Genomic DNA, 25,525 nt, shown 5'->3' with positions numbered 1-25,525 from the left:
TCAATGTATTTAAAAGAGATTAAAGAACAACCACTAAGCAATAAAACAATTAAGATTCCAAAGATTAAATATAAGGCATATTTTAAAGAAGCATAACTCGCATCAGCACAATTCGCATAATCTAAAAACTTTTTAACTAAATCTATTTTTGCATTATGAGTTTGTATGTTTTTGCTCATTTTTTTTAACTCCTTGTTTAATAGTTGTCCATAATACTGCACTCTAAAGAATCTTCTGTTTCCCAATGCCACCCTCTGCCCTCATCACCTCTTAAAAATAAACCATAGTAAGTATAAACATATAGGGTATAATCCAAATAATGTATATCGTTATAATACCTTTTTTGTATGCTTTTCTTTAAGCCAAATTTATTGTATTCAATGACTACTCTATTGGATTTTGAATAGGCAAAACCACCAAAACAAATTTCTTGTTCCAATTTTTCACTATAAAAACAACCTTTATCATTTGTTTTTATATCTTTTCGATTTTTGATAATATCAAAATAATCCTGATTATAAATCGTTACTTCAGAATCTACATTTTTACACAACCTCTTAAATTTATAATACTGCGGGTCAATGGATTTAAAAGAAAAAGAGCAACCATTAAATGATACAATCACTAAGATTCCAAGAATAGAATATAAAACATATTTTAAAAAAGCATAACTTGCATAAGCACAATTTGCATAATCTAAGAATTTTTGAGTTAGTTTATAATCTGCTTCGTGTGTTCTAATGTCTTTTTTCATTTTTTAAATCCTCGCATATTAATATGTTGCTCGTTTTCCAATGCCAACCTGCACCTTCATCGCCTTTTAAGTATAATTCAAAGTATTTATAGTTATATCCTATTTGGGTTGCATAATGTATATTGTTGTAATACCTTTTTATTGAAAGTTTGCTTAAGCTACCTCTTTCATACTCTGTGCAACTTTTATAATTAAAATTACCAAAACAAATCTCTTGTTTTAGTTTTTGACTATAAAAACAGCCTCTATCATTGGTTTCAATATCGCTATGCTTTTCTATAATTTCCCAATAGTCCTCATTATAAATAGTTACTTCATCTTCAGCTTTCTTGCACAACCTCTTAAACTCATAATATTGCGGGTCAATGGATTTAAAAGAACAACCATTCAACAATGCAATCACGAAGATTCCAAAGATTAAATATAAGGCATATTTTAAAGAAGTATAACTCGCATCCGCACAATTGGCATATTCTAAGAATTTTTGAGTTAGTTTATAATCTGCTTCGTGTGTTTGTATATTCTTTTTCATACTATCTAATCCTTCTTTATTTCTTAGATTCAATAAGAAATTTTTGGTTTGCATTGTAAGATTTCATTATCAAAATCTATATACCAACCAGCACCCTCATCACCTTTTAGAAATAATCCAGAATAGTGGTAATTATATGCTGAATATCTATAAAACTCTTTTTCATTATAGAGAAGTTTGTATATTGTTTTACTTAAACGATTAGAAATTTCTTGAGAATCAAATTTAATATCAAAATTATCAACGAGAAATTCTTGTTTTGTGGTTTCATCATAAAATTTTCTACCATTGTAAAATGATATTTTTTGCTTTGCCTTTAAAAAAAGATTGTAGAGATTATCATCATATATTGTATTGTCTTTTTCAACCTCTTTACACAACCTCTTAAACTTATAATACTGCGGGTCAATGTATTTAAAAGAGATTAAAGAACAACCACTAAGCAATAAAACAATTAAGATTCCAAAGATTAAATATAAGGCATATTTTAAAGAAGCATAACTCGCATCAGCACAATTTGCATAATCTAAGAATTTTTGAGTTAGTTTATAATCTGCTTCGTGCGTTCTAATATTCTTAGACATACTATCTCCTTATCTCTATAATGTGATCTTTACAATATAAGGCTCTATCGGTTTCCCAGTGCCAACCCATACCCTCATCTCCTTGTAAAAATAGTCCCTTATACTCATACCAATAGTCTTCATAAAAATAAATTAATTTTTCCTTGTAATACAGGTAATTATCAAACCGACTTAAATCTTTACTAATATGCACTGCTTTAGTGCTTCTTGTTTTGAAATCTTGTTGCAAATACTCCTTTTGCGTTTTTTCATCATAGTATCTTTCTCTATTGTATCTTGCCTTATAGATTCTATACAATTCCTCATCATAGATTACATTTTTAGCCTCTTTGCACAGCCTCTTAAACTCATAATACTGCGGGTCAATAGATTTAAAAGAAATTAAAGAACAACCACTAAGCAACAAAACAATTAAGATTCCAAAGATAAAATATAAGGCATATTGTAAAGAAGCATAACTCGCATCAGCACAATTTGCATATTCTAAAAACTTTTCAACTAAATCAATTTTAGCATTATGAGTTTGAATATTTTTATTCACATTGTTCCCTCGGTTATCGTTTTAAAATTTCATTATTTTCACATAATAATCTCTGTTGTGTTTCCCAATGCCAACCAGCAGCCTCATCGCCTTGTAAAAATAGTCCTTTGTAATTATACCAATAATATTTTTCTTTATAAAACGGCCTGTCATGATAATACCAAGTTGCTTCTCTATCTTTAAGTCTTTTTGTAATGTCTTTAGAGTAGGTCTCTGCGATTGTAAAATCACTCATTAAATATTCCTTTTGTGTTTTCTCATCATAATATCTTTCTTTATTATATCTTGCCTTATAGATTCTATACAATTCTTCATCATAGATTACATTTTTAGCCTCTTTGCACAGCCTCTTAAACTCATAATACTGCGGGTCAAAATACTTAAACGAGCACCCACTAAATACACAAGCCATAAACAAGATACCAAACACTGATAAAACTATTCTCCACATTTTGAGAAACCTTGTTTTGATATTATTTTCATTCATACCACATTCCTTAAAAGATTAATCTTAAATTCTATCACAAACCCACTAAATTTCTTAAATCTTGCTTTAATAATAGGAAATCCTTTATCACTCATTACACCACTAGAGACTAAATCTTGCATAATAGGATAATCATCATTAAACTTTTTTAACCCTCTTGCATTTGGGAGTATAGTAGCTACCATAGTGCAAGGTCCTCCACTTGGCAATGGGTTAGTGCAGCCTTGTATTTGTAGGTGCTTATTCATGCTTAAAGTAATTTAAATCAAGTAAACTGATTCTATAATTGTCTACATATCTATAAGTAACACTACAACATTACATTGGGTTTTTTGATTCTTTAGTGTGTTGTATTTAAGAAAAAAATAGGTTAGCATTTTTTTATATCTTATATTCTAGGTTTTCTTTTCTAATTGCATGGAGTAATAATTTAGCTTGTTTATCTTAATGGCCTACACTTTAATACGCATTATTGTAAGCTATATCTTCAAAGGCTTAGTTTTGCAGATGTATTTAAAGAGTTTAATACTCCTAAAAACTATACATAATAAATCAGATTCTAAAATCATAGGAATACCTTTAGATTTAAAAGGCTTACCTTTATTACTCTTTAGTTTTACTACTCCATTATGAGGACATTTAAGTTCATTATCTTCTAGTATTGGATGAAGCATTGCAGTGCTTGTTAGAGAATCTATAGAGTTAGAATCTCTTTGTATCTGCTCTCTTTGTATTTGTTCTTTTTCTAGTATTGCTTTAGATTCTTTAGAGTTATATTCTAACTTGATGTTAAGACTAGAATCAATAAGAGAATAATTAAGGAGGGTTAGGGTATTGCTACCTAAAAATACTTGGAGGGTGCTTAGGGAATTGTTAGAATCTTTATTGTTACTTGTAGATTCTATAGAGTTAGAATCTATTTCACCGATTAAGTGATAGATGGGTTTAGATTCTACAAACACTCCCTCTTTGTCTAATTCTCCAAAGAATAACGGATTGTCAGAGGATTCTTTAGAGCCTAATAATAATTGAGAATATAAAAATATTTGTGTGTTGCTAGAATGCAGAGAATCTAAAGTAAGTTTAGATTCTTGATTATAATCAATATGGGATTCTTGATTGCTAGATTCTGTGTTATTAGATTCTATATATCTTTGTTTGTAGTTTGCAAGGAGAGATTCTAACTCTTGTATATCTAGCGTTGTATTATCTTTTGTAAAAATATCTATTCTTTCATTGTGGATATGGATAAGGTTACTCATTGAAATATGTGAAGTGTTACTAGATTTAAGGTTAGGATTCTTATTGTATTGTTGGTAAGCATTTTGATTATTTTGTGAATTAGCAGAATCTAAATGAGAATCTAGCTTATCTAAAAATATGATTGTGATATTTTTATCATTAGATTCTAAGATCACAAAATCTTGTTTGTTGAAACAATTTGTGTGTAATCCTGTTTGTATTCTCTCTTATCATTGTTTCTCTCTTAATGTTCTTTCTTTCTCTCTTTGCTCTTGCAAATATTCCTTATAACTTAATTGTGAGATTCTATTCCGCTCTTTTTGATATTCCCCTAATCTTTCATCTTTTAATTGCATTATGGATTTATATAAAAGCTTTTCTAGCTTGTAGATATGTAGTGCTTAGAGAATCTTTGCCATATATAAAAATGTTTGCAAAGTCAGATTTATAGCCTAGTATCTTACTAGCATTTTCTTGTGTGATAAAACTTTGTTTATCTTCATCATAAATAGCAAAAGGCTTACAAGCATATAGGGCTCTAAGTAAATACAAGGGAGAGTCTTTTGTGAGGGAATCTATGTCGGAATCTTGAAGCCTTATGATGTTTATGTTGTTATGCTTTTCTTTTAAACAAATAATACTATCAGCGACACAATCTAAATCTTCATTGTGAATATATGCTAATTCATATAGAAAATTTTTCACACACTCTCCTTTATTTTGCAACATCAATTAAAATACAACCATTTAATGATAAAAAATACTGCCACAGCTACCAATAACAAAGCAGGGATAAAAAGTATTGACATTAGAGATTCCATAATTTTGCCCTTGCGTTAAAATAGTGTTTTTGATATAAAATTGAATACTATCATAAATAGAATCCAAAACATGATAGTTTTTCTAATTCAATTTTGTTCCTTAAACTCTTTGAATTTTAATCCACCAAACCAACCATCGATAACCCATATTTTAAGAATCCAGAAAATAATGACAACAATCAAGAGAAATATGGGTATCAAAAGTATTGACATTAGAGATTCCATAACTTACTCCCAAATTTATGGTTTATTGTATCTTGCCATTCAGTAAGCAAGCTATTAGGGCAAAAAGCAATAAACAAACAAGCAGCACAAATACATCATTGCTATGCTTTTTAGTAAAAAGAATAGTTTTGGTATATAGCATAGGAGCAATATACTTCATTATCAACATGACAATAACACAACTACAAAGCAGTATCGTAATATTTGTAAAAGTTATGGGCGGAGATAGGATAAAAAACAAGATTCCAAATATCGTATAAGCAATCTTTTTTAAGACACTCATATTTTTATCATCAGGGACAAATAATCCTACCCAAAATCGTAATAGCCAAAATGTCACAAAGCATAGAAGCAAGAATATGGGTATCAAAAGTATTTGCATTAAAGATTCCATAGTTATTTTATCCTTGTGCTAAAATAGTATTTTGATACAAAATTGAATACTATCATAAATATAATCCAAAACATGATAGTTTTTCTAATTCAATTTTATTCCTTAAACTCTTTGAATTTTAATCCATCAAGCCAACTACTAAGAATCCATATTTGAGTATCCATAAAACAAGTAAGATCGCAACAATAAATGCAATAAAACCAAACATAACACCAAAATCTTCCACAATATATCTTTACAATCTTGGTAAAATAAAGTTTATAAAAATACCTAAAATAATGAGAAAAACCATTACCTTAAGGCTTATTTTTTTACCTTTTTTCTCTTTCCATAAATCCAGCCATTGTCCAATTGTCAAGTCATAATACAACCATTTAATGATAAAAAATACTGCCACAGCTACCAATAACAAAGCAGGTATAAAAAGTATTTGCATTAAAGATTCCATATAAAAACTCCTTGTGTTAAAATTATAGAATCTATCTACAACCAAAAATTACAAAATAGCACCTATTATTTTTATGATGAGTAAAAAACCTGCAACAAATATAACACCAGTGCATTTATTTAGGACTTTTATATAAGTCTTGTAAGATATTTTTGCTATAACAAATAAAATCAATGCAAATATACATAAAATTACCGACAACCCACCAAGAGTAATATTATTTACAATAACATAAAGTGGAATAGCGATAATTATGACTAATATTTTTTGCCAAGAGCTTAAATTTTCATCCCGAAGCACTGATGAGAAGTCATAGACTTGATCAAGTATCCATAAAATAAGTAAAATTGCAACAATAAATATAATAAAACCAAGTATAACACCAAAAGATTCCATAAATTATCCCAATAGCTATGAGAGTTAAGCAACTCTTCAAAAAATCCATATACTACATGACAGAATACAACTTTTTGCTATATGCTGTTAGATTATGAATATCATATCTTGAGCTATTATGTGTCAAAAACAATGTAGGCATACATACACACCATATCCAAAAAATAAACAAGAACTTCCAAAATTATAGCTTTCAAGAATAGCATTTGTCACATGGTAAGGCAAAATATTCTGATTTTTATCAAATAAACCATCAATAAATTTTAATGATTTTAATTCATTTGTTACAATAAAAGCCCTATAATCATACCTATCACTAAAAAGACTATAAGATAAGGTTGTATCAACTGCTTCACTAGAACTAGTTATTGCTGATTTTAGATTTCCATTTTTGATATCTTTTACCGCTTTGTATAATTTGTTTGTTACACCAATGGCTATCTTTGTTCCTTCTGCAATATATTTCCTATCATCTGGTAATAATCCCGGTGAATTATAAGTATAAACTTCTTTTATCCTATCTGGATAAGCAAGTGTAAAGCTTTGAGCGAAAAATCCTCCTAGCGAATGTCCTGTAACAACGATTTTATTATCTCCTATAATATTTTTTATTGTGTTCTCAAAAAAGCCTATTAAAGTAAAGTATTGATTTGGTATTTCATTTGTAGCAAGGAGAAAATTGGTATAAAAATCTCTAATGGCGAATTCCATCAAATGAGCCTTCCGTGCCTCTGAAAGCAAGAATATAGTCCTTAGTATTTTTATCTAAAAATAAAATCGCATTAAAACCATCATCATTGATAAAATTTGCAATATTTGATGCAATTTATTTCAATCCACTATTCTTTTTAGGCATTTCATAATGTGCCATTACTTGATATTCTTGTGCAAAACTTTTTGCTTGTTCTTTACTAAAGTGTTGCGAATATCCTTTATCGCTAAGAGCATTGATAAAATCCTCATCATTTTCTATACTGCCCAAATTAGTTTTAAGTTTGAGACAATAACTTGCTTGTGCTACTTCCGCATATTTTCTACAATCCCTTATCTTGTCGTGTTTAGCTACTTTTGTTTTATCAAGCTTTGGATTATATTTGTTATTGAGCATTATTTATCCTTGGGTTTAATTTCCTAAAATATCAGTATCCAAAAATATATATGAAATAAATGGAGATGAACTATTGCACTCTACCCCTTGATACAATGGTTTTTCCGCAAGTAAAATTATCTCTTTTGGTTGCAAATTATCATCATATTTGAGTGCATAGAATCTTGTGAGGGCAACAAAAGATATATCACTATTAATGCGTAATCCATAATGGTTTATTTTCTATCATTCTAAGAGTATAAGTGCCTACAAATTTTATACCTGTTTCTTCTTGTGCGGCAAGTAGATTAGGAGAATATGGGATTTTTTTTATAATTTGGCTTTTTATTGGATAGTATGTTATAGCAAAAAATGATATTTTACTTACTTCTTTTTTAGGAATATCATAGATGAAGATACAATAATCATTGTATAATTTCTTATCTTTACAAGTGCCAAATTTATCATATTTGGAATACCCATCACTATCTCTATAATAATCCACAGAACCTACACGATAATATTTATTTTTAGGAAACTTTGAGATATCAAGTTTGGTTTGTTGCGATATAGGGTGTTTGCTAAGATTATTGGTATAAAATTTTTGCAAGGTTTGATAGCTCATGTCTGTATATTTTCCTATCCCAAACCCAAAATTTGATATTGTTTTTCCATAATCATAGCTTGGTGAAAATTCATAATCACTTGACAAAGTAGCATAAAGCGATAGATCTTCTTGCTTAGTATCTCTAAATCCAAGCGATACTAAATCATATTTTGAGCCTTTAATATCATCAATCACACCATTAGAATTTGCCTTAATCACGCTATCATCAAAGTAGATTCCCTTTACACCTTTGAGTGTCTGAAATATCTTTGCTTCACATATTGCTTGATTGTTGGTTTTGAAAGTTTTAGAATCTTCACTCTTTGTAAAAAGTGAATCTTCAAAGGCTTTTCTTGCATTTTTATTTGGAATATCTACAATCTCAATATCTGCCAGATTATTTGTATTTTTAGAATCTTGCTTGAATGATTGAGATTCTAACGCCTCTTTTACTTTTCTATCACACATGCTTTTACAAATCTGCTCTTTGCTTCCAAACTCAAAGCTAAAAGCTACACTACAAACGAACCCATTAAGATTAAAAGTTTTGTTTTCATCTACGACACCTTTTAGATTCTAATAAACTAAAATATTTATTATAGTGCTTTCTTATTTTGGTTATACTTAAATCTATAAAGCTTCTATACCCTAACTCATCTTTATTTCTTTTCTCTTTGAATAGCTTTACTATAAACCTTGAAATCATCTTGGGAATAAGAAGTATATATTCATAAATACTATAAGCAACTCTTATAGTAAAGATTCTACATGAGTATATATGTGAGCTGTAATCTTTAAGTAGAGATTCTAAGATAGCTTTAAGTGTAAGATTAGAATCTAAGTCCTTTATAACCAGCATTTTTATTTGATAATGGATTAAATGATATATCTAGCTTTTCATAAGTATTATACAATCCACTTTGAAAGCTACTCTTATGGAGGTTACTTTTGGAATCCACTTTGAGATTGCAATATACTATTATTGCTTCTCTATTCTCATAGCTTGTATTTGAGAGATAGAGTGTATCTAGCTCAATTATATTTTGTGATAATACTTAGATTTGGGATAATAGAGCTATCTATTTGAGAAGTTAGAGATTTTTTGCTTTGTGTATTAGCATTACTAGGATCTGGGGCATTAATCTTAAAAGTATTTTCTTTAGGAGTGCAAACAAATTAATATCATCAAGCATTATAAATACAAAATAAATACAAACAACACAGTAAGAGTTTACTTCTTCTTTGCATATAAATATCTAGATATTATTCAAAGTCAAATATTTTTAAAAACACATGCGATTAAACAGCTTTTTTATGGAGCTTAGACGTATTTAATATTTAATGTATTTATAAGCCAAATCTTTGCAAGATGGCTTCAGGAATGTGTATGGATGGGTAGAGACATGAAAAACTAATGCATTCAACCAAGATTTATCTCATTAATATGATTAAGGTATGATAAATACAATAAGGCTAGTATGTAATAAACCTAATAAATGTGGCTAGAATAATTCATTATGAAGACATTTTATCCTTAAGCCAGTTCTTTACTTTGTCAAAGCATGAGTCAATAAAACTTTTATATGGCTTACTTGTATCCCCAAAGCTCTCTTGTAGTTTCAACACGAGATTATGTTGCTCTTCGTTAAGATTTTGTGGATATGTAATTTTTATTTGTGCAATAAGCCTTCCTTTTCGTCCGCTATTAATATCTGGCACACCTTCATTCTGAAAGACAAACTGATGTCCATGTGCTGTGTTTGGCGGGATATTTAGCTCTGCTTGTCCACTAAGCGTTGGAATCTCAATTTTACCACCAAGCACAATTGTCGTAAAAAATACAGGGACTTCCATATATAGATCATTGCCGTGACGCACAAAATGCTCATCTTCTTTCACAGCTACCTTAATGTAAAGGTCGCCTCTTAATCCATTCTTGACTTCATTGCCCTTGCCACGATACACAAGCTGATTGCCATTATCAATACCTGCTTTAATGTCTAGCTCAATCGTTTCTTGTATGCGTTCAAAAGCATTCCCATGACATTTTGTGCATTTATCAACAATTACTTTACCTGTCCCTGAACAACTAGGACAAGCAACCTGCATCTGCAGTATAGATTGCTGCACGACAACTCTACCGCGTCCATTACATCGAGTGCAGTTTTGCATTTTACCATCTTTTGCCCCGGTGCCATTACATGCCTTACAATAGCTTTTGTATTCTGTTTTGATTGTCTTTTTACAGCCAAATACAGCTTCTTTAAAGCTTAGATGTAATCGTAATACATAATCAGGATCAAAAGCATAATGTTCTTGTGTGCTTGTTTGAGTGCCTCCAAAAAAATCCTCAAATATACTACCAAATATATCGCTAAAGCCACCACTTGATCGAGAAAAGCCTTGAGACTGAAGCCCCTCCTTTCCATACCTATCATAGATTGCTCTTTTTTCACTATCGCTTAATACCTCATAAGCCTCATTAATCATCTTGAAATTTTCTTCTGCTTCTTTGTCATCTGGGTTTCTGTCAGGGTGATATTTCAATGCAAGTTTTCTAAATGATTTTTTGATTGTATCATGGTCTGCATCTCTGCTAATCTCTAAGATTTCATAGTAGTCCATATCAAGTGACGCCAAAATACATACTCCAAAAGTAAAAATAAAATTAAGCTTTCATTATATAAAAAAAAAGACAACTTTTGCTGAAACTTATTACTTTTTTGCTAGAATGTCCAACATGAAAAACTATCAAAATAACTTATTTTCGTTTAATACACTTGTTAATGCACTTGAAAAAATACCAACAATAGGCAAAAAAAGTGCACGTAAAATGGCTTACACTCTAGCTATAGAGAATGCACCTTTGGGACTACAAATTGCACAGGCGATTCATGATTGCATTGCAACGATTGAAAAATGTAGTGTTTGTGGCGCACTTAGTCATGGTGAGGTGTGTCATATTTGTCTTGATTCTAATCGAAAAGATGGCACACTTTGTATTGTCTCTCATCCAAAAGATGTATTTCTGATTGAAGAAATTGGTGAGTTTCATGGCGTGTATTGTGTGATTGAGGATTACAAGCACTGTGATTTTACCGAGCTCATAAAACGCGTTAAAGAAGAGAATATACAAGAAGTAATATTTGCATTTATGCCCTCACTTGAAAGCGATCTGATTGTTATGTTTATACAGGAAAAACTTTCGTGTTTACATTTGAAATTTAGTAAAATCGCACAAGGTGTACCATCAAATGTAAGTCTTGATAATATTGATCATTTCTCTTTGGCACGGGCATTTAATGCTCGTGTCAATGCATAATGTAGATTTGTTTTATCTTGCAGTAATTCATAGTATTTATGCTGTGAGATTGTTAATACTTTAGATCCATGAAAATTGTTGGCATTTTTTGCTTAAAAGCATTGTTTTGTATGCGTTTGTGCAATGTTTCAACCATATCTTTGTCATATTGCCCAAGCTTTATTATATCTCCTTTGGCTGCTTCATAAGATTCCAAAAATAAGTCTATTTCATTATAGTTATACCCCAATTCCTCTTCATCTGTTTGCCCATGATACAAATCAGCACTCGGAGCCTTATTTATAATTTGTTTTGGAATTCCTAAAAGCTCTGCAAGCATGTAAATTTGTGTTTTATAGAGATTACCTATAGGATTTATTGCACATGCTAAGTCGCCAAATATCGTGCCATACCCTAGCATAATTTCTGTTTTATTGCTCGTGCCAACAACAAGTCTTTGCTCCATTTGTGCAACATAATAAAGCGTTGCCATACGCATTCTGGAGCAAAAATTACCACGAGAAAGCTTTGTGTGATCTTTGTAAAGGTTGCAAAACGTAGCATCAAAATCCTTGATTGGCATGAGAGTATAATGTATACCAAAGGTTTCACATAAAAGAATAGAGTCATCAATACTAGCTTCACTGGAGCTTAGCGAAGGCATAAGTAATGCTTTAATATTGCCATGTAAAGCTTTGTTGCACAACTGCACAACAACTGCACTATCAATACCACCACTAAGCCCAACAACTACTTGTGTGAAACCTCGCTTTGCGACTTCATCTTGTAAAAATGTAAGTATAGAATCTAAAGTATTTTGTGTGATTTTTTGCATGTAGATCCTTTATTAAAAACATAATGTATATGAAATATACCCTAGGGTTAAGAAAGTATATAATTTTAACAATTTTTATTGATAAGTCTATGAATATAATATTGTTTTAAGTGTTTTTTTATTAGAATATTGAAGTTTTTGCGTTTTTTCTACGCAAGGCAAGAGTTTGAGATTGTTGATTTCTTTGAAGGAGAAGATGATGGCTGATGTGAAGAGGCGAGATTTTCTTGGCATGGCACTTGGCGGTGTTGCTGGTGCTGGTGCTATCGCTGCACTTGTTGCTATGAAAAAAACTTGGGATCCATTACCCAGTGTAGTTTCAGCTGGTTTTACTACCGTTGATGTTGCAGGTATGCAAGAAGGTGAAATACGTGATACACAATGGCGTGGTAAACCTGTTTATATTATGAAAAAGAAAGCTGGAGATGAGATTTCACCTGCAAGGGATTTTGAATTAGCAGGAGCACATTACTGCATAGGTATTAAGATTTGTACGCATTTGGGTTGTATTCCAAATTGGAAGGCTAATGAAAATATATTTCATTGCCCGTGTCATGGCGGACAATTTACAGGTGATGGTGTGAATATTGAGGGGACACCACCACCTCGTCCTTTCGATATTCCTCCTTTCGCGATTAAGGGTGATACAACTTTGATATTAGGTGAAAGTGGCACAGAGTATGAAGCGATGTTGAAAGCTTCAGGTAATGCGTAAGGAGAATGTATGGCACATATAAGAAAAGCGAAAAATTTGGCTGATTGGTTTGACCAAAGACTTGGAACCAATAGGCTCATTGAAGTTATGATGACAAAATATTGGATTCCAAAAAATATTAATTGGCTGTGGGCTATGGGTGTGGTTTTGACTGCTCTTTTCACACTACTTGTTGTAAGCGGAATATTCTTGCTGATGTATTATAAACCTGATGAAAACCTTGCCTATGATTCCGTAAATTATACAATTATGCAAGAGGTTGCGTTTGGTTGGTTATGGCGACATATACATGCAGTCGCAGCTAGTATGGTGTTTGTCATTATTTACATCCATATGTTTGTAGCTATTTATTATGGTTCCTACAAAAATGGTCGCGAAATGATTTGGATTAGCGGTATGGTGCTTTTTGTCATTTTTTCTGCTGAAGCTTTTAGTGGTTATATGCTTCCGTGGGGACAGATGAGCTATTGGGCGGCTGCGGTTATCACAAATCTTTTTGGTGGTATCCCTTTAATTGGTAGCGATGTTGTAGAATGGGTACGCGGTAACTATGTTGTAGCAGATTCTACACTCACACGCTTTTTTATGCTTCATGTATTCTTGTTGCCAGTAGTGATTATGGGTGCTATTGCAATGCATTTTTATGCGTTACGAAAACCACATGTTAATAACCAAGAGGGTGAAGAAATTGACTTTGAAGCAGAGGCAGAGAAGTATATGTCAGGAAATAAAAAAGAGGCTAAAGTGATCCGTTTTTGGCCTGACTTCTTATGTAAAGATATTTTTATCATATCGTTATTTATGATTTTATTTTTTGCTTTGGCTTGTTATCATTTTGATTTTGCGATGGATCCTATCAATTTTGAGCGTGCAAATCAATTAGCAACACCGGCACATATTTATCCAGAGTGGTATTTCTTATGGAGTTATGAGGTGTTACGCGGAATCTTCTTTAGTGCCAACCTTGGTTTAGTATTCTTTGGTATTGCACAGGTTGTGTTCTTGCTACTTCCTTGGCTTGATAGAAGTAATGTGGTAAAACCAGCACATAAGAGACCTGGATTCCTCGTATTCTTTGTGTTACTTATTGTTGATTTGATAGTTCTTACTGTGTACGGAAAGCTACCGCCAGATGGCAATGCAAAATATATTGGCTTAGTCGCTTCTGTCAGCTTTCTTGTGTTGCTTTTTGTAGTATTGCCTATGGTAACTATGGCAGAAAATAAAAAAGGTGGTGAATAATGAGAGAGTTTAAAATATTTGTTATAGTTGCCTTTATTATAGGTGTTATGTATTATGGAGTTGAGCCTTTGGCACATCACGCTATGCATCCACCTACTGCAGCTAGTAATTATGATTTTAAAGACTTAGAAAAACTTGGCAATATAGATGTGGCTAGCGGTAATGCCGAAAATGGTAAAAATGTGTTTGAAGGAAATTGTGCGAGTTGCCATACCCTAAATTCACAACCAGATGCAGGGCTTAATATGAGAAATCCAAAAGCATTGCAGCCAGCAGGTAATGGTGGAGTATTGCCTCCTGATTTGTCAAATGCAGGGCTTATCTATAACTCTACCTATTTAGCACATTTTATTAAAGATCCTGTTCGTGCTTCATTATTAGATTCGAAATTCGAGGTTTCATGTGAGGGCTTGGAGGATGAAGCATTTGATAAATGTTTGGCATCTAATGAGGGTAAAGAAATGTATCCCATGAATGCTTTTAATGAGATATTAAATGATTCTGAAATTGCTGATGTGGTTGCATATCTTAAGTCAATTGCACCTAAAAGCTTAAGTGATAAGGAAGTGTTTGTAGAGGCTTGTAGTAGATGCCATAGTGTCGCATATGACAAAAATCAATATGACTCTATGTTTTTCACACAGCATAATGCAAAGATAGAAACTTTAATTAAGCAAGCCGAAGGTAAAGAAGAGGTAGAATTTTTAGAATCTCTTAATGACGAGGATAAGGGTTTTATGAATGCTTTGCTTGGTATGGCTAAAGCAAAAGAGAAGAGGCAAATGACTGAAAGTGAGCTTGATGACAATAATGAAGCTATCAATGCAAAAACTTTTGAAGATTTTGGTGGTGCATTAAATGTGCTTAATACATCAATCATTGAATCTGGTTTTAACAAACCAGGATTACACGCTGCTACAGATTCAGAGATGATTAAAGCATATTTGGGAAATACGCCACCTGATTTATCCATGATGATTCGAGCAAAGGGTCATACAGAACTTGCTGCATTCATCAATAATCCGCAAAAAGTGCCTTTGATTGATATTCAGAGAGCAGTTATCAATAAGCTGGTTAAAAACAAACAAGATGAAGAAAAAGCAGCATTGCCTACTGATCTAAGCGAAGGGGATAGAAAGGCAAAAGTTAAAGAGATAAATGCTAGAGATGCAGCATATTATGGCATTGTATTGCCTGAAAATTCTCTCAAATATTCATGGCAAGATGCTGATGACTATACAAATATGGCTAAGGACATGGGTGTTATGCCACAAGGTAAAGCAATGCCTCGTGTAGGTCTTACTAAAGAAGCAGAAACACAAGTCATTAATTATCTTGAGACAATTGGTGATAGCAAAAAAGCACAAAGAGATTCTCTTGGATTATGGATTATTGCTTTCTTTGTGTTACTTTCTGCACTTGCATATATGTGGAAGAGCAAGATTTGGAAAGATTTGCATTAATAATGGATAGCTGACACTTATTCATTAATACTTAGTAGATTCTAGGGCTTTTATGGCCCTAGTCAAGGATCCCTCATGAATATCCCGTATATAATTATAGCTACGAATAATAAGCACAAACAACAAGAATTTCAGTATGCTTTAAATTTGGAGATTCTAACTCCAGATGACTTAGGTATATTAGAATTTGATCCTATTGAGTGTGGAACTACATTTGAGCAAAATGCATTGATTAAAGCACAAACACTTTATCATATCTTGCAAACACATGTTAATATTCCCTCACAATATGCTATTCTTGCCGATGATAGTGGGCTATGTGTAGAAGTATTGCAAGGGGCACCAGGCATTTTTTCCGCACGATATGCACATATGCAAGATGGTATTATTGATGGTGGCAACTCAAGTGATGCAAGTAATAGAGAGGCTTTGAAACATGCACTGAAACAGCGTGGGGTTTGGGGTAGTAAAGCTTTTTTTCAATGTAGTATTGCCTATATTATTCATAATGAAAGAGAGCAAAAAAACATACAAAATGTTGTCAATGGGCGGTGTCATGGTATTGTAGCTATTAAGGAAGTTGGTGAGCATGGATTTGGGTATGATTCGATGTTTTATAGAGATTTTTCACAAGATGAGATTGACGTATTGGATTTCACCTTACATGTTAATAATAGAGCGAGATATTTGGATTCATTGCAACACTCACTCGCTACATTATCGTTGGAGCAAAAAACAGCAATTTCACATCGTGGACAAGCGATAACATCTTTATTGCAGACATTTGCCACACTTGATGAAACCTTAGGTTGATATGTTGAGTCAGTTGTTTGAAAAATCTAGTTTCTAATTCTTTGATTAAATGCTAGATTGTAGAATGTATTTTTAAAATCTAGATTCTATGTATTTTTTGAAGTCTTATAACATGTAATATAGAAATCCTAAAATCCCCCACTTTAATTAAAATCTATCATATTTTTCTTGTTTTTGTATATTGTCTATTTATAGAGTTGAAAGAGCTGTGTGAGTATAAATTGAATTTGAGATATAGCTTTTTGAAGTTTATTTCAATGTTTTATGTATATATTGTAAGATAGGAGATAATAAACATACTTTGCCACTTTATTGCATCTTTGTAATAGCTTTATGCAGATTTAATAGATTAATTTGAGCGTGGAGTGTTACCTTGACAGATATATTTATGCATGATTTTTACACATGAGTGTGTGTCTTTGTTTTATTTTAGTTAAGCCTTACAATGTTTCAGTCTTTTATCTACATAAATCTATATATACAATTTTGTAACTACGAAATATTTGCATAATCTATCGTTGTTTCATAAAATCTGTCATATGTGAGAATTTAAAATTATAAGCATATGTAATTATTGATGGTTTTTTTGTTTTTTATTGCGTTGCAATAGGGATAGTTTGAGGCAAAAATATGTGCGTTGGTTACTAAAGTTTGCGTGTTATACAGATATAGATTGTGTTATAATTCTTTTTCTTATTCTCTATATCTAAGATTCCATTTTTTAATTAGTAATATTGTATTTTATAAGGCTATGCTTATGGGTTTTGTAATTTTTATTTTAACCATGCTTTGTGTTTATATTCGTCCTTTTAATTTGCCATTATGGGCATATAGCGTTCTTGGAGCAGCATTTTGTTTAGTGTTTGGAGTTGTGGATATGACTCATATAGTGTTTGTGTGGGGCATGGTATGGGATAGCACATTAACTCTTGTTGGGTTAATAATCTTTTGCATTACTCTTGAAAAACTTTTATTTTTTGATTTTTTAGCTTACAAAATTCTTGTGTTTTTGGGTGAAAAAGGAGAGGATGGATTGATTTCTAGTTTCAAGTTCTATGTGTTTATTGTGCTTTTTGGAGGATTCTTGGGAGCATTTTTTGCCAATGATGGTGCAATTTTAATCTTAACACCACTTATTATCGCTCTTTTTGGTAAGCTAGATTCTAGATCTTTAGAATCTAGTGAAGATTCTAAAGATAACACACGAAATACAAAGTCAAACTTTTTTACTCCACTTGTGATTTTTTTGCTTGTTGTTAGTTTTATAAGTGATTTTGCTTCAAATGCTTTTGTTATTTCAAATCTTACCAATATTATTGCATTGCATTTTTTTCATCTCAATGCCTTAGAGTTTAGTATTATTATGGCATTGCCCCAGCTTTTTATTATTTTTGCAAGTCTGTGTTTTTTTGTTATCGTGCGTAAAAGATTACCTAAGGTTTTAAAAGTTAGAATCATGGGAACTACAAATTTGGAGTTTAGGCATGTCGATTCTGATATGAGAAAAACTAGTTCAATGTCACAAAAAAGTATAATTATTGTTTGTTTTATTTTGCTTGTTTTGCTTTTATGTGGAATTTTTATAGCTAATATATTTGCGCTCCCACTTTCTTTATTTACACTTTTATGTGCCTTGCTTAGCCTTATCTTTGGGTATAAGAGGATTGATGTCTTGTCTTGTCTTGTCTTAAAACTTCTCCATTCGGGATAGTTGTATTTTCTTTGGGGCTTTTTGTCGTAGTATTTGGGCTGCATCATTCAAGTTCTTTTGTGCGAGATATTTTTGATTATTTTCTAGGTAAGCCTTTTGCAAATAATTCTTCTACAAATACCTTAATACATTCACAAATTATGCAGATATTTAGTGTCGGGATACTTAGTTCTATTGGCTCAAGCCTTATTAATAATCTACCGATGGTTATGCTTGGGAATCTTGCTTTGATGGATTTTGTAAACCTCACTTCTTTAGATTCCAATATGCTAGATTCTGCTGCTTTAAAATCTCAACAATTACTTATTTATGCGCATCTTTTGGGATGTAATGTTGGTGCAAAGCTTACTCCTATAGGCTCATTGGCGACATTGCTTTGGCTTTTCAGCCTTAAGAGATATGGAATCTATATTGGCTTTTGGCGATATATGATGGTGGCATTGCTTGTTGTGCCACTTATGCTTTGCATTGGATTGTGTGGGGTTATAGCCTATGCGGTTTTAAGTAGTCTTTGAGGTGATGATTTAGGTAGACAAACTTTGTAGAATTAAAACAAGATATCAAAGAGTGGGCGGTAATCTTATGTGTGTTAGGCATACAGGAAACTTATTAGAACCTTTAATCTATTAAATATTTAATTATAAAAGGAGTGGAAAGAATATTTTTAATAATTTGAGTATAGAGATTAAAAACAGCTTATAAATACCAAGAGATATAACTTTGAGTAGATAAATAAGTGCTTGATATTGTAAGTTTTTGGATATGGTGGAGCGTATATGGTTGTGTAATATATGATAAGAAATCAAATAAGAAAAATAAATATTACTCCATAATACAAACCGCAGAATACTTAATAATGAGTATCACGACATTTTCTAGTATGCCATCCTTCTATAAGATACGCATTCTAGAGGTTATGCGAAATAAAACTAGTTTCAATATTGTCTAATGTTATTTCTTATTTCTTAATTTTGCTTTACTTGCTTCTCTGCGAAGTCTTCCTGCTTCAAACCGTCTTTTTTCCTCATCAGTCTCTGGTATCAATTGTGGAACTTTTGTTGGCTTACCATTGGAGTCTATAGCCACCATTGTAAAATAAGAACTATTGCAGTGCGTGACCGTTTGTCTTGCAATATCTTCTGCCACCACACGGATACCGACTTCAACACTTGTTGTGCCAGTATAATTTATTGATGCAAGAAAATGGATAAGATTCCCTATTTTTATTGGGCTTTTAAACAGCACCCTATCAACACTAAGTGTTACTACGCCTATACCACAATATCGCGTTGCACATGTATAGGCAACGCCATCTAACATTTTTAATAAATTGCCACCATGCATTACGCCATTAAAATTTACATGTTCTGGTGTCGCCAGAATCGACATACTTAAAGTTTTATTATCAAAAACAGATTCCATAATATCCCTCTATATGAGTTAAACTGAAAGTAGCATTATAATGTTATAATGTAAATTGATTTTAAGATATGAGGGAAAATTATGAAGATACTTTTTACGGGTGGTTGTGGCTATATTGGATCACATTGTGCACTCCATTTCTTGCAACACACAGAAGCTGAAATTATTATTGTAGATAACCTTTCAACGGGTTTTTTAAAGAACTATGAGTATTTAAAACATCAGTTTGGAGATCGGGTGCGACTTGTGCGTGAAGATTTGGGTAATTGCGAGGAAGTTTTTAAACAATACAAAATTGATACCGTGCTACATTTTGGTGCATTTATTAGCGTAGCGCAATCAGTAGAAGATCCTATTCTCTACTACACGAACAACACTTCTAAAACACTTAATTTGCTTTCATGTTGTGTGAAATATAAAGTGAAAAATTTCATATTCTCAAGTACAGCAGCAGTTTATGGTGAACCAAGTGAAGAGCATATTCCTGTCACAGAATCTTGTCCCTTAAAGCCAATTAACCCTTATGGTTGGAGTAAGCTTATGGTGGAAACCATGTTACAAGATATAGCAGAATCTGCTAAGATCAATTATGTTATTTTGCGTTACTTTAATGTTGCGGGTGCAAGTATGATCAATGATTATACTGCAGGTAGAGCGTTGGGGCAGCGTGTAAAAAATGCTACTCATCTCATTAAAGTTGCGTGTGAGTGTGCGGTAGGAAAGCGTGAGGGTATGAGTATTTATGGGACAAATTATCACACACAAGATGGCACTTGTGTGCGTGATTACATACATGTTGATGATTTATCTATGGCGCACATCGAAGCTTACAAATTACTGCAAAATGCCTTAGGTCCGCTTGGCGAAGTATTTAATGTTGGGTATGGAATAGGCTTTAGTGTAAAAGAGGTGATTGAGTGTGTGAAGGAAGTCAGCAAAAATCACTTTAAGGTTTATACTACGGGTAGACGTGCTGGGGATCCTGCAACGCTTATTGCAAGTAATGCGAAACTTTTAAAAAATACAGAATGGAAACCACAATATAATGATCTTGCAAAGATTGTTGAAAGTGCATATCGATGGGAACTTTTCCTTAAGATGCAGGAACAAGAAAAATAGATTTTAATTTTTATAAATTCCATATAAGTATAAATGACAAGAGGCAAAAGTAGTTGTTGCCATGATTTCAACATAGAACCTGGCTGACTAGATAGGATATGGGTGAATCTATATGTTTTTTGTTGTTTTTTATGTTAAAGACTTGATATAATGAAGAAAGTTATTTTTGCAATAAATTTAGATTATATTTTGCTTTGAGAATGATTAAAATTTGTAATCAGCAAACACGCGTTTTTATAGATCTTTGCAGCGTATCAAAATGTCTCATAAGCCTTTTTTTATCTTTATCTTTTTTGGTAGTTTCTGTATTGTAACAACATTGGATAAGACTTCAGAATTTATGCAACGTTCGACATTCTATAATTTACTTCATATTAAGCTGTATTTGCGAGGCTTTAGCTTTTAAACGTATTTTATGATATTCCTGAAACTACACACGAAACTTACACATCAAAGCTATAATTTTATACGCAAAAAGTATGGATAGAATTAAGATATTGCAAAAGAAATACGCATAAACAACCAACTTTAACTATCTAGGGTGGCACATGCAAATACACAGAGTGTGTAATATTTTACCCTTTATTGCTTTAATCCTTAAAAAGACAAAAATTCTTTGTTAAATTAAAGTTAGATCTTAAAAAAGTTGCCACATTATAATCTATAATCTCCTTTAAAAATATAAGCTTAGATACAAATAGATAAACCCCTTAATTTTATAAGATCTAAGGTTGGATTCTATAATTTCTAACTTAAAATACGTGCCTTTCGTATTCCGCTAGGATCAACAATCTCAATAATATCATCATTTTGTAATTCACATACTTGTATAAGCTTGTTATCCTTTAAAATTTGTGCAAATCCATGCTGTGTTTTTTTACTAGGATCTAGAGTATGCAGCATATCCATGAGGTTATTTATCATGAGCCTTTTTTGTTGTAAGGCATGTTGCATCGACATATTAAGATTAAAAGTAAGCATAGCTTTTTTTCTTGTGATGACATGAAGCATGGTATTTTCAAGATCAGAATATAGTTGTTTTTGTTTGTTTGCTTTTTGTTCAATAAAATACATAAATTGTGCATTAAGTGCTGCTCTTAAAGTCTTTATATCTGTTTTCATGACAAGTAATTTTTGCGTTGGTTTTGCCAGCTCTAAACGTTCTTGCTGTTGTGATAGGATGTATTTTTTTTGTGTATAAAACCATTTTATAGAATCTTTTAGGCTGCGTGTAAGTGTTTGTAGTATTGCTTGATATTGCTCTATTTTTTGCAATGGATTTAAAATCTCAAGGTTTTGTGTTAAATGATTAAGTATTGATTTTTTATGTGTGATATGTGTTTGCATTTTATGTGTAAGGAGAGATTCCATATCGCATAATTGTGTAATGAGGTTATCTTTATCTTGCAAAATCATTTCCATAGCCGCACTTGGCGTTGGAGCACGCACATCGGCTACATAATCACTAAGGAGGTAATCTATTTCATGTCCGATTGCTGATACCACAGGAGTTTTACATGCAAATATTGCTTCTAACACCTCCATTTCATTAAAACTCCACAAATCCTCAATGCTTCCACCACCTCTTGCAAGTACCAAAATATCAGCACCAAGTCGATCTGCATAGGCAAGATTCTTTGCGATAGAATATTTTGCTTCACGTCCTTGCGTTAGCGTATTAATAAGGATAAATTCACAAAGGCAAAAACGCCTACTTGCTACTTTTATCATGTCTTGCAGAGCTGCACTGGTCTTACTTGTGAGTAAAATAATTCTTTTGGGAAATTTTGGCAAGGGTTTATTTTTACAAAAATAATTACGTGCTTCTAGATCTTTTTTTAATGCCTCATATTGCACTTTTAAATCACCAATGCCACTATGGACACATTTAATGATGTTTAGATTATATGTTCCGCGTGGTGGGAAGACACTAATACTACCTTTTGCAATAATTTTATCGCCATTTTGTAATTTAATTGGATTGTTCCGAGAATTATGACGGAAAAAAGTGCAAGCAATTGTAGCATGCTCATCTTTCAAATTGAAATAGATATGCCCACTATTATGATGTGTAAAGCCACTTACCTCACCTTGAACCTCAACATAGCTAAAATCACTCTCAAGTAATGACTTTATCTGCATTGTGAGTTGACTTACTTGCAATATCAAAGGAATCTGAGGCTGCGGATGCATAATATATCCTTATTTTAAAAAATCATTTATTCAAATTTACTTTTGTTGATAAAGCCAACACCAATCCAATGGCAATACATAGTGCAAGCAAGCTACTCCCACCATAACTCAAAAATGGTACAGCCATACCTTTGATGGGGACAATACCAGTTTCACCAAAAGCATTAATAAGAAAACTAAAGCCAATTAGTCCTGCAACACCAACGCAAAATAGTGAGTAGAAATTTTTTTGCAAACGAAATGCAATTTTAAGGATTCTAAAAATAATTGCAAAAACAATTGCAACACATACCAAAAGACCAAATAGACCAAGCTCCTCACTAATACCAGCAAGAATCATATCTGTATGTACTTCTCCTAAAAAACCTAATTTGACAATGCTCTCACCAATACCAACACCAAAGTGCCCACCATTATAGAACGCATAAGCAGCATTTTGCACCTGTCCACCAGTATCAATACCATCATTAAGCAATGAAAAGTTTGGAGCATATGAGTGAATGAGGGTTTCGATATTTATCCACCATTCACGCACTCTTTTTATCCTGTGTGGACTCGTTACGATAAGTATTGTCCCCATAATGGATACAACACCAAGCGTGAGTGTAAAAAGCGAAAACCTACCGCCAGCACAAATCAGCATAATAATAAACACAAGGGCTAATAAGATAATTTGCCCCAAGTCATTTTGTAACGTAGAAATCAAGATTGCAACAAACATAAAAACAAATAAATGTGGAATTAGGATTTCAAGTTGTTCCAAAAAAGGCAGGGCATTTGGGTTATTAAACTTGCGGCTAAAGCTCCATGCAATAAATATAATATAGCCTATTTTAAAAAATTCCAAGGGAGCAAATGATATATTTGGCAAACGAAGCCACCGCTTTGCTCCACCTGCGCTTGTTGCGTAACTATCAGGTAAAAATGGCAGTATAATAATAACGATAAGCGATATAACAAAGAGCAATATCCCAAAACCAAACAAATGTTTTTCTACGTTAAAATAGGATAACCCCCACATAAGCATAATACCAAGACAGCTAGCAAAAAGTTCACGATAGAGAAAATGAAACTGCCCATAACCATAATATAACACAGCATAAGATGAGAGGGAATAGCTCATACATATAGTAATGCCAAGCAATATAGTAACAAGAAAAAAGAGACGAGTATCTGCCAAACTAAAAACCTTGTAAAAGTTATTCTTGAAAATCAAGGCATCTATTATATACCAAAAACTCCATAATTTTTTAAATTTATGAGATAGAGCTATTGCAAAAGATTTAATAGCAGTTAGATTCTGTTGCTAGATTCTATTAGCATTTGAGCTATTAAGGGTAGCTCTTGCAAAAGAATACGCCAGATTCAAGCTCCTGCAGTAGAACTATGATACTTTTAATGTTTCATTCGTCTTTTAGGAATACGCATAAAATTACCAAAAGGTGTTGTTTCTTTAAAGTTACTAAAACTAAAACGGAATGTAGCAGCATTCTCAAACATAGCAATAAGTATCACAAAGGTAATAAAACTACTCCCACCATAGCTAAATAATGGTAGAGGTATCCCAACTACTGGAGCTAACTCTATTGTCATTGCAATATTTACTGAAGTATAGACGAAAAACAGCATTGCAAGACAACTTGCAATAACCTTTAAAAAATAATCTTGCGAATCTAAAAAACAAAAAGAAAGTAAGTGCAACACAATAAATAAATACAAAGCGATTAAAGCACATGATCCAAGAAAGCCAAAACGTTCTGCAAAATGTGCAAAAATAAAATCACTTGTTGCAACGGGTAGAAATTTTAAATTTGCTTGTGTTGCATCCTCATAATTTCTCCCTGTTAAGCCACCACTACCAACAGCAATCAAGCTTTGTTGTACTTGAGAGCTTGTGTTTCCACTTACAAGCTTCATGATTCTATCAACTTGATATGGTTTTAACACAAATTTAAATGCAATGGGTGAAAATAGCAAACCTGCAATAATACAAGTTAGCCATACCTTTTTATGCACACCAATAATAAAAAGCATACCATATCCCATGACAAGCACAATTATAGCGCTACCTAGATCTGGTTCAATTAATATAAGAAAAAAGGGAATAAGGATAAATATGTTAATCTTGAAAAACTCAATCCAGCCATATCCTTCCTCTGGCGGTGGATTTTTTTGCACATAATGTGCCAAAAATAATACAACAGCAATTTTTACAGGCTCACTTGGCTGCAGTGAAAATCCACCTATATTTATCCATCTTTGTGCTCCAAGCTTTGTAGTTCCTATCACTTCGACGGCAAGTAAAAGCAGTATGCAGACAATATAAAATACCACAACACCCTTGTAGAGGTAGCGAAATGGGATAAAAAATATAAATAAAAATATGAAAATCCCCAAAAATGCATAACTTGATTGTCGTATTAAAAGCGTTTGTGAGGTTTCACTGAGTAGATATAGACTTGTGAAAATAAGTGGTAGGATTAAAAGAATTAAAATATAATCAAAATGAGTTGTGATGCGTGAGCCAAATAACAAGTTCTTTCCTTAATGCAATCTTTTTTGTATTATAATAAAAAATATTTGAAATATATGC

General features: G+C 32.2%; 30 protein-coding genes. 8 read left to right on the top strand and 22 right to left on the bottom strand.

Annotated elements, in window-relative coordinates:
- Window positions 1–196 precede the first annotated feature (196 nt).
- The 17 genes from LS81_RS07550 to dnaJ form a co-directional block, all read right to left on the bottom strand.
- Window positions 197–754, bottom strand: a complete 558-nt coding sequence (locus LS81_RS07550; RefSeq protein WP_052096575.1) for a hypothetical protein — start codon at window positions 752–754, stop codon at window positions 197–199.
- Window positions 738–1,286: a hypothetical protein gene (locus LS81_RS07545; RefSeq protein ID WP_034346838.1), complete on the bottom strand. Its 549-nt coding sequence runs from the start codon at window positions 1,284–1,286 to the stop codon at window positions 738–740. The genes LS81_RS07550 and LS81_RS07545 overlap by 17 nt, the downstream gene beginning before the upstream one ends.
- 29 nt (window positions 1,287–1,315) lie before the next feature.
- On the bottom strand, window positions 1,316–1,870 hold the full coding sequence (locus LS81_RS12030; protein ID WP_034346839.1) for a hypothetical protein: 555 nt from the start codon (window positions 1,868–1,870) through the stop codon (window positions 1,316–1,318).
- 1 nt (window position 1,871) lies between these two features.
- A complete protein-coding gene (locus tag LS81_RS12025) occupies window positions 1,872–2,411 on the bottom strand; it encodes a hypothetical protein (protein WP_034346840.1) in 540 nt (179 codons plus the stop codon).
- 13 nt (window positions 2,412–2,424) lie between these two features.
- The gene (locus LS81_RS07530) at window positions 2,425–2,898 is read right to left on the bottom strand and encodes a hypothetical protein (RefSeq protein ID WP_034346841.1); all 474 of its coding nucleotides are present in this window, start codon (window positions 2,896–2,898) and stop codon (window positions 2,425–2,427) included.
- Window positions 2,895–3,146 (bottom strand): hypothetical protein, encoded by a 252-nt coding sequence (locus LS81_RS11515; RefSeq protein ID WP_034346842.1) that lies wholly within the window; start codon window positions 3,144–3,146, stop codon window positions 2,895–2,897. Before LS81_RS11515 ends, LS81_RS07530 begins: the two co-directional genes overlap by 4 nt.
- Before the next feature lie 231 nt (window positions 3,147–3,377).
- On the bottom strand, window positions 3,378–4,316 hold the full coding sequence (locus tag LS81_RS12020; RefSeq protein WP_237022211.1) for a hypothetical protein: 939 nt from the start codon (window positions 4,314–4,316) through the stop codon (window positions 3,378–3,380).
- A gap of 54 nt (window positions 4,317–4,370) precedes the next feature.
- Window positions 4,371–4,496, bottom strand: coding sequence for a hypothetical protein (locus LS81_RS12360; RefSeq protein ID WP_272898101.1), 126 nt, complete (start codon window positions 4,494–4,496; stop codon window positions 4,371–4,373).
- A 7-nt stretch (window positions 4,497–4,503) separates the two neighbouring features.
- Window positions 4,504–4,845: a hypothetical protein gene (locus LS81_RS12015; RefSeq protein WP_034344377.1), complete on the bottom strand. Its 342-nt coding sequence runs from the start codon at window positions 4,843–4,845 to the stop codon at window positions 4,504–4,506.
- 203 nt (window positions 4,846–5,048) lie between these two features.
- Window positions 5,049–5,186 carry a hypothetical protein gene (locus LS81_RS11300; protein ID WP_158659414.1) on the bottom strand — a complete coding sequence of 46 codons (138 nt, stop codon included), beginning with the start codon at window positions 5,184–5,186 and terminating at the stop codon, window positions 5,049–5,051.
- A gap of 22 nt (window positions 5,187–5,208) precedes the next feature.
- Complete coding sequence (locus tag LS81_RS07515) at window positions 5,209–5,526, bottom strand: hypothetical protein (RefSeq protein WP_161976752.1); 318 nt, start codon at window positions 5,524–5,526, stop codon at window positions 5,209–5,211.
- 289 nt (window positions 5,527–5,815) lie between these two features.
- Complete coding sequence (locus LS81_RS07510) at window positions 5,816–6,028, bottom strand: hypothetical protein (protein ID WP_034344381.1); 213 nt, start codon at window positions 6,026–6,028, stop codon at window positions 5,816–5,818.
- Between the two features lie 48 nt (window positions 6,029–6,076).
- Complete coding sequence (locus LS81_RS07505) at window positions 6,077–6,424, bottom strand: hypothetical protein (RefSeq protein ID WP_034344383.1); 348 nt, start codon at window positions 6,422–6,424, stop codon at window positions 6,077–6,079.
- Window positions 6,425–6,547: 123 nt separating this feature from the next.
- Window positions 6,548–7,135: an alpha/beta fold hydrolase gene (locus LS81_RS07500; protein ID WP_052096407.1), complete on the bottom strand. Its 588-nt coding sequence runs from the start codon at window positions 7,133–7,135 to the stop codon at window positions 6,548–6,550.
- 115 nt (window positions 7,136–7,250) lie between these two features.
- A complete protein-coding gene (locus LS81_RS07495; RefSeq protein ID WP_034344385.1) occupies window positions 7,251–7,532 on the bottom strand; it encodes a hypothetical protein in 282 nt (93 codons plus the stop codon).
- A gap of 193 nt (window positions 7,533–7,725) precedes the next feature.
- Window positions 7,726–8,586 carry a hypothetical protein gene (locus tag LS81_RS07490; protein WP_034344387.1) on the bottom strand — a complete coding sequence of 287 codons (861 nt, stop codon included), beginning with the start codon at window positions 8,584–8,586 and terminating at the stop codon, window positions 7,726–7,728.
- Between the two features lie 1,047 nt (window positions 8,587–9,633).
- Complete coding sequence (dnaJ, locus tag LS81_RS07485; RefSeq protein ID WP_081955869.1) at window positions 9,634–10,758, bottom strand: molecular chaperone DnaJ; 1,125 nt, start codon at window positions 10,756–10,758, stop codon at window positions 9,634–9,636.
- A gap of 100 nt (window positions 10,759–10,858) precedes the next feature.
- Between dnaJ and recR the strand changes: the two genes are divergently transcribed.
- Entirely contained in the window at window positions 10,859–11,440 is a 582-nt protein-coding gene (gene recR, locus LS81_RS07480; protein WP_034346906.1) for a recombination mediator RecR, read from the top strand.
- Between the two features lie 52 nt (window positions 11,441–11,492).
- On the opposite strand, the gene LS81_RS07475 is transcribed toward recR, so the two are convergent.
- Entirely contained in the window at window positions 11,493–12,254 is a 762-nt protein-coding gene (locus LS81_RS07475) for an NAD+ synthase (protein ID WP_034344389.1), read from the bottom strand.
- A 199-nt stretch (window positions 12,255–12,453) separates the two neighbouring features.
- Here LS81_RS07475 and petA point away from each other — a divergent pair, with 199 nt between their 5' ends.
- The 6 genes from petA to LS81_RS12350 all read left to right on the top strand — a co-directional run bounded on the left by petA (window position 12,454) and on the right by LS81_RS12350 (window position 18,713).
- The gene (gene petA, locus LS81_RS07470) at window positions 12,454–12,969 is read left to right on the top strand and encodes a ubiquinol-cytochrome c reductase iron-sulfur subunit (protein ID WP_034344390.1); all 516 of its coding nucleotides are present in this window, start codon (window positions 12,454–12,456) and stop codon (window positions 12,967–12,969) included.
- A gap of 9 nt (window positions 12,970–12,978) precedes the next feature.
- Window positions 12,979–14,211: a cytochrome b gene (locus LS81_RS07465; protein ID WP_034344392.1), complete on the top strand. Its 1,233-nt coding sequence runs from the start codon at window positions 12,979–12,981 to the stop codon at window positions 14,209–14,211.
- On the top strand, window positions 14,211–15,674 hold the full coding sequence (locus tag LS81_RS07460; protein ID WP_034344394.1) for a c-type cytochrome: 1,464 nt from the start codon (window positions 14,211–14,213) through the stop codon (window positions 15,672–15,674). Before LS81_RS07465 ends, LS81_RS07460 begins: the two co-directional genes overlap by 1 nt.
- 75 nt (window positions 15,675–15,749) lie before the next feature.
- Window positions 15,750–16,487: a non-canonical purine NTP pyrophosphatase gene (locus LS81_RS07455; protein ID WP_034344395.1), complete on the top strand. Its 738-nt coding sequence runs from the start codon at window positions 15,750–15,752 to the stop codon at window positions 16,485–16,487.
- Between the two features lie 757 nt (window positions 16,488–17,244).
- Window positions 17,245–18,198 carry an ArsB/NhaD family transporter gene (locus LS81_RS12355; protein WP_267892504.1) on the top strand — a complete coding sequence of 318 codons (954 nt, stop codon included), beginning with the start codon at window positions 17,245–17,247 and terminating at the stop codon, window positions 18,196–18,198.
- Window positions 18,165–18,713, top strand: a complete 549-nt coding sequence (locus LS81_RS12350; protein WP_267892503.1) for an ArsB/NhaD family transporter — start codon at window positions 18,165–18,167, stop codon at window positions 18,711–18,713. Before LS81_RS12355 ends, LS81_RS12350 begins: the two co-directional genes overlap by 34 nt.
- A 436-nt stretch (window positions 18,714–19,149) precedes the next feature.
- On the opposite strand, the gene LS81_RS07445 is transcribed toward LS81_RS12350, so the two are convergent.
- On the bottom strand, window positions 19,150–19,620 hold the full coding sequence (locus tag LS81_RS07445; RefSeq protein WP_034344397.1) for an acyl-CoA thioesterase: 471 nt from the start codon (window positions 19,618–19,620) through the stop codon (window positions 19,150–19,152).
- Window positions 19,621–19,701: 81 nt separating this feature from the next.
- On the opposite strand from LS81_RS07445, the gene galE reads away from it, so the two are divergent.
- On the top strand, window positions 19,702–20,739 hold the full coding sequence (gene galE / locus LS81_RS07440; RefSeq protein WP_034344399.1) for a UDP-glucose 4-epimerase GalE: 1,038 nt from the start codon (window positions 19,702–19,704) through the stop codon (window positions 20,737–20,739).
- Between the two features lie 747 nt (window positions 20,740–21,486).
- Here galE and xseA read toward each other — a convergent pair.
- From xseA to LS81_RS07425, 3 genes are all read right to left on the bottom strand, one after another.
- The gene (gene xseA, locus LS81_RS07435; protein WP_034344400.1) at window positions 21,487–22,932 is read right to left on the bottom strand and encodes an exodeoxyribonuclease VII large subunit; all 1,446 of its coding nucleotides are present in this window, start codon (window positions 22,930–22,932) and stop codon (window positions 21,487–21,489) included.
- Window positions 22,933–22,954: 22 nt separating this feature from the next.
- The gene (locus tag LS81_RS07430; RefSeq protein WP_034344402.1) at window positions 22,955–24,112 is read right to left on the bottom strand and encodes an FtsW/RodA/SpoVE family cell cycle protein; all 1,158 of its coding nucleotides are present in this window, start codon (window positions 24,110–24,112) and stop codon (window positions 22,955–22,957) included.
- A gap of 215 nt (window positions 24,113–24,327) precedes the next feature.
- Window positions 24,328–25,467 (bottom strand): FtsW/RodA/SpoVE family cell cycle protein, encoded by a 1,140-nt coding sequence (locus LS81_RS07425; protein WP_034344403.1) that lies wholly within the window; start codon window positions 25,465–25,467, stop codon window positions 24,328–24,330.
- Window positions 25,468–25,525 lie beyond the last annotated feature (58 nt).

Origin of the sequence: Helicobacter trogontum, from assembly GCF_000765905.2 — a bacterium.
GTDB lineage: Bacteria > Campylobacterota > Campylobacteria > Campylobacterales > Helicobacteraceae > Helicobacter_A > Helicobacter_A trogontum.
The sequence above is the reverse complement of the archived record's forward strand: the minus strand, read 5'-3'. Positions and strand labels throughout refer to the sequence as shown.

Coding starts and splice junctions, on each gene's coding strand:
- LS81_RS07550 (WP_052096575.1), bottom strand. CDS start 754: ATGAAAAAAGACATTAGAACACACGAAGCAGATTATAAACTAACTCAA.
- LS81_RS07545 (WP_034346838.1), bottom strand. CDS start 1,286: ATGAAAAAGAATATACAAACACACGAAGCAGATTATAAACTAACTCAA.
- LS81_RS12030 (WP_034346839.1), bottom strand. CDS start 1,870: ATGTCTAAGAATATTAGAACGCACGAAGCAGATTATAAACTAACTCAA.
- LS81_RS07530 (WP_034346841.1), bottom strand. CDS start 2,898: ATGAATGAAAATAATATCAAAACAAGGTTTCTCAAAATGTGGAGAATA.
- LS81_RS11515 (WP_034346842.1), bottom strand. CDS start 3,146: ATGAATAAGCACCTACAAATACAAGGCTGCACTAACCCATTGCCAAGT.
- LS81_RS12360 (WP_272898101.1), bottom strand. CDS start 4,496: ATGCAATTAAAAGATGAAAGATTAGGGGAATATCAAAAAGAGCGGAAT.
- LS81_RS11300 (WP_158659414.1), bottom strand. CDS start 5,186: ATGGAATCTCTAATGTCAATACTTTTGATACCCATATTTCTCTTGATT.
- LS81_RS07510 (WP_034344381.1), bottom strand. CDS start 6,028: ATGGAATCTTTAATGCAAATACTTTTTATACCTGCTTTGTTATTGGTA.
- LS81_RS07505 (WP_034344383.1), bottom strand. CDS start 6,424: ATGGAATCTTTTGGTGTTATACTTGGTTTTATTATATTTATTGTTGCA.
- LS81_RS07500 (WP_052096407.1), bottom strand. CDS start 7,135: ATGGAATTCGCCATTAGAGATTTTTATACCAATTTTCTCCTTGCTACA.
- LS81_RS07495 (WP_034344385.1), bottom strand. CDS start 7,532: ATGCTCAATAACAAATATAATCCAAAGCTTGATAAAACAAAAGTAGCT.
- LS81_RS07490 (WP_034344387.1), bottom strand. CDS start 8,586: ATGTGTGATAGAAAAGTAAAAGAGGCGTTAGAATCTCAATCATTCAAG.
- recR (WP_034346906.1), top strand. CDS start 10,859: ATGAAAAACTATCAAAATAACTTATTTTCGTTTAATACACTTGTTAAT.
- LS81_RS07475 (WP_034344389.1), bottom strand. CDS start 12,254: ATGCAAAAAATCACACAAAATACTTTAGATTCTATACTTACATTTTTA.
- petA (WP_034344390.1), top strand. CDS start 12,454: ATGGCTGATGTGAAGAGGCGAGATTTTCTTGGCATGGCACTTGGCGGT.
- LS81_RS07465 (WP_034344392.1), top strand. CDS start 12,979: ATGGCACATATAAGAAAAGCGAAAAATTTGGCTGATTGGTTTGACCAA.
- LS81_RS07460 (WP_034344394.1), top strand. CDS start 14,211: ATGAGAGAGTTTAAAATATTTGTTATAGTTGCCTTTATTATAGGTGTT.
- LS81_RS07455 (WP_034344395.1), top strand. CDS start 15,750: ATGAATATCCCGTATATAATTATAGCTACGAATAATAAGCACAAACAA.
- LS81_RS12355 (WP_267892504.1), top strand. CDS start 17,245: ATGGGTTTTGTAATTTTTATTTTAACCATGCTTTGTGTTTATATTCGT.
- LS81_RS07445 (WP_034344397.1), bottom strand. CDS start 19,620: ATGGAATCTGTTTTTGATAATAAAACTTTAAGTATGTCGATTCTGGCG.
- galE (WP_034344399.1), top strand. CDS start 19,702: ATGAAGATACTTTTTACGGGTGGTTGTGGCTATATTGGATCACATTGT.
- xseA (WP_034344400.1), bottom strand. CDS start 22,932: ATGCATCCGCAGCCTCAGATTCCTTTGATATTGCAAGTAAGTCAACTC.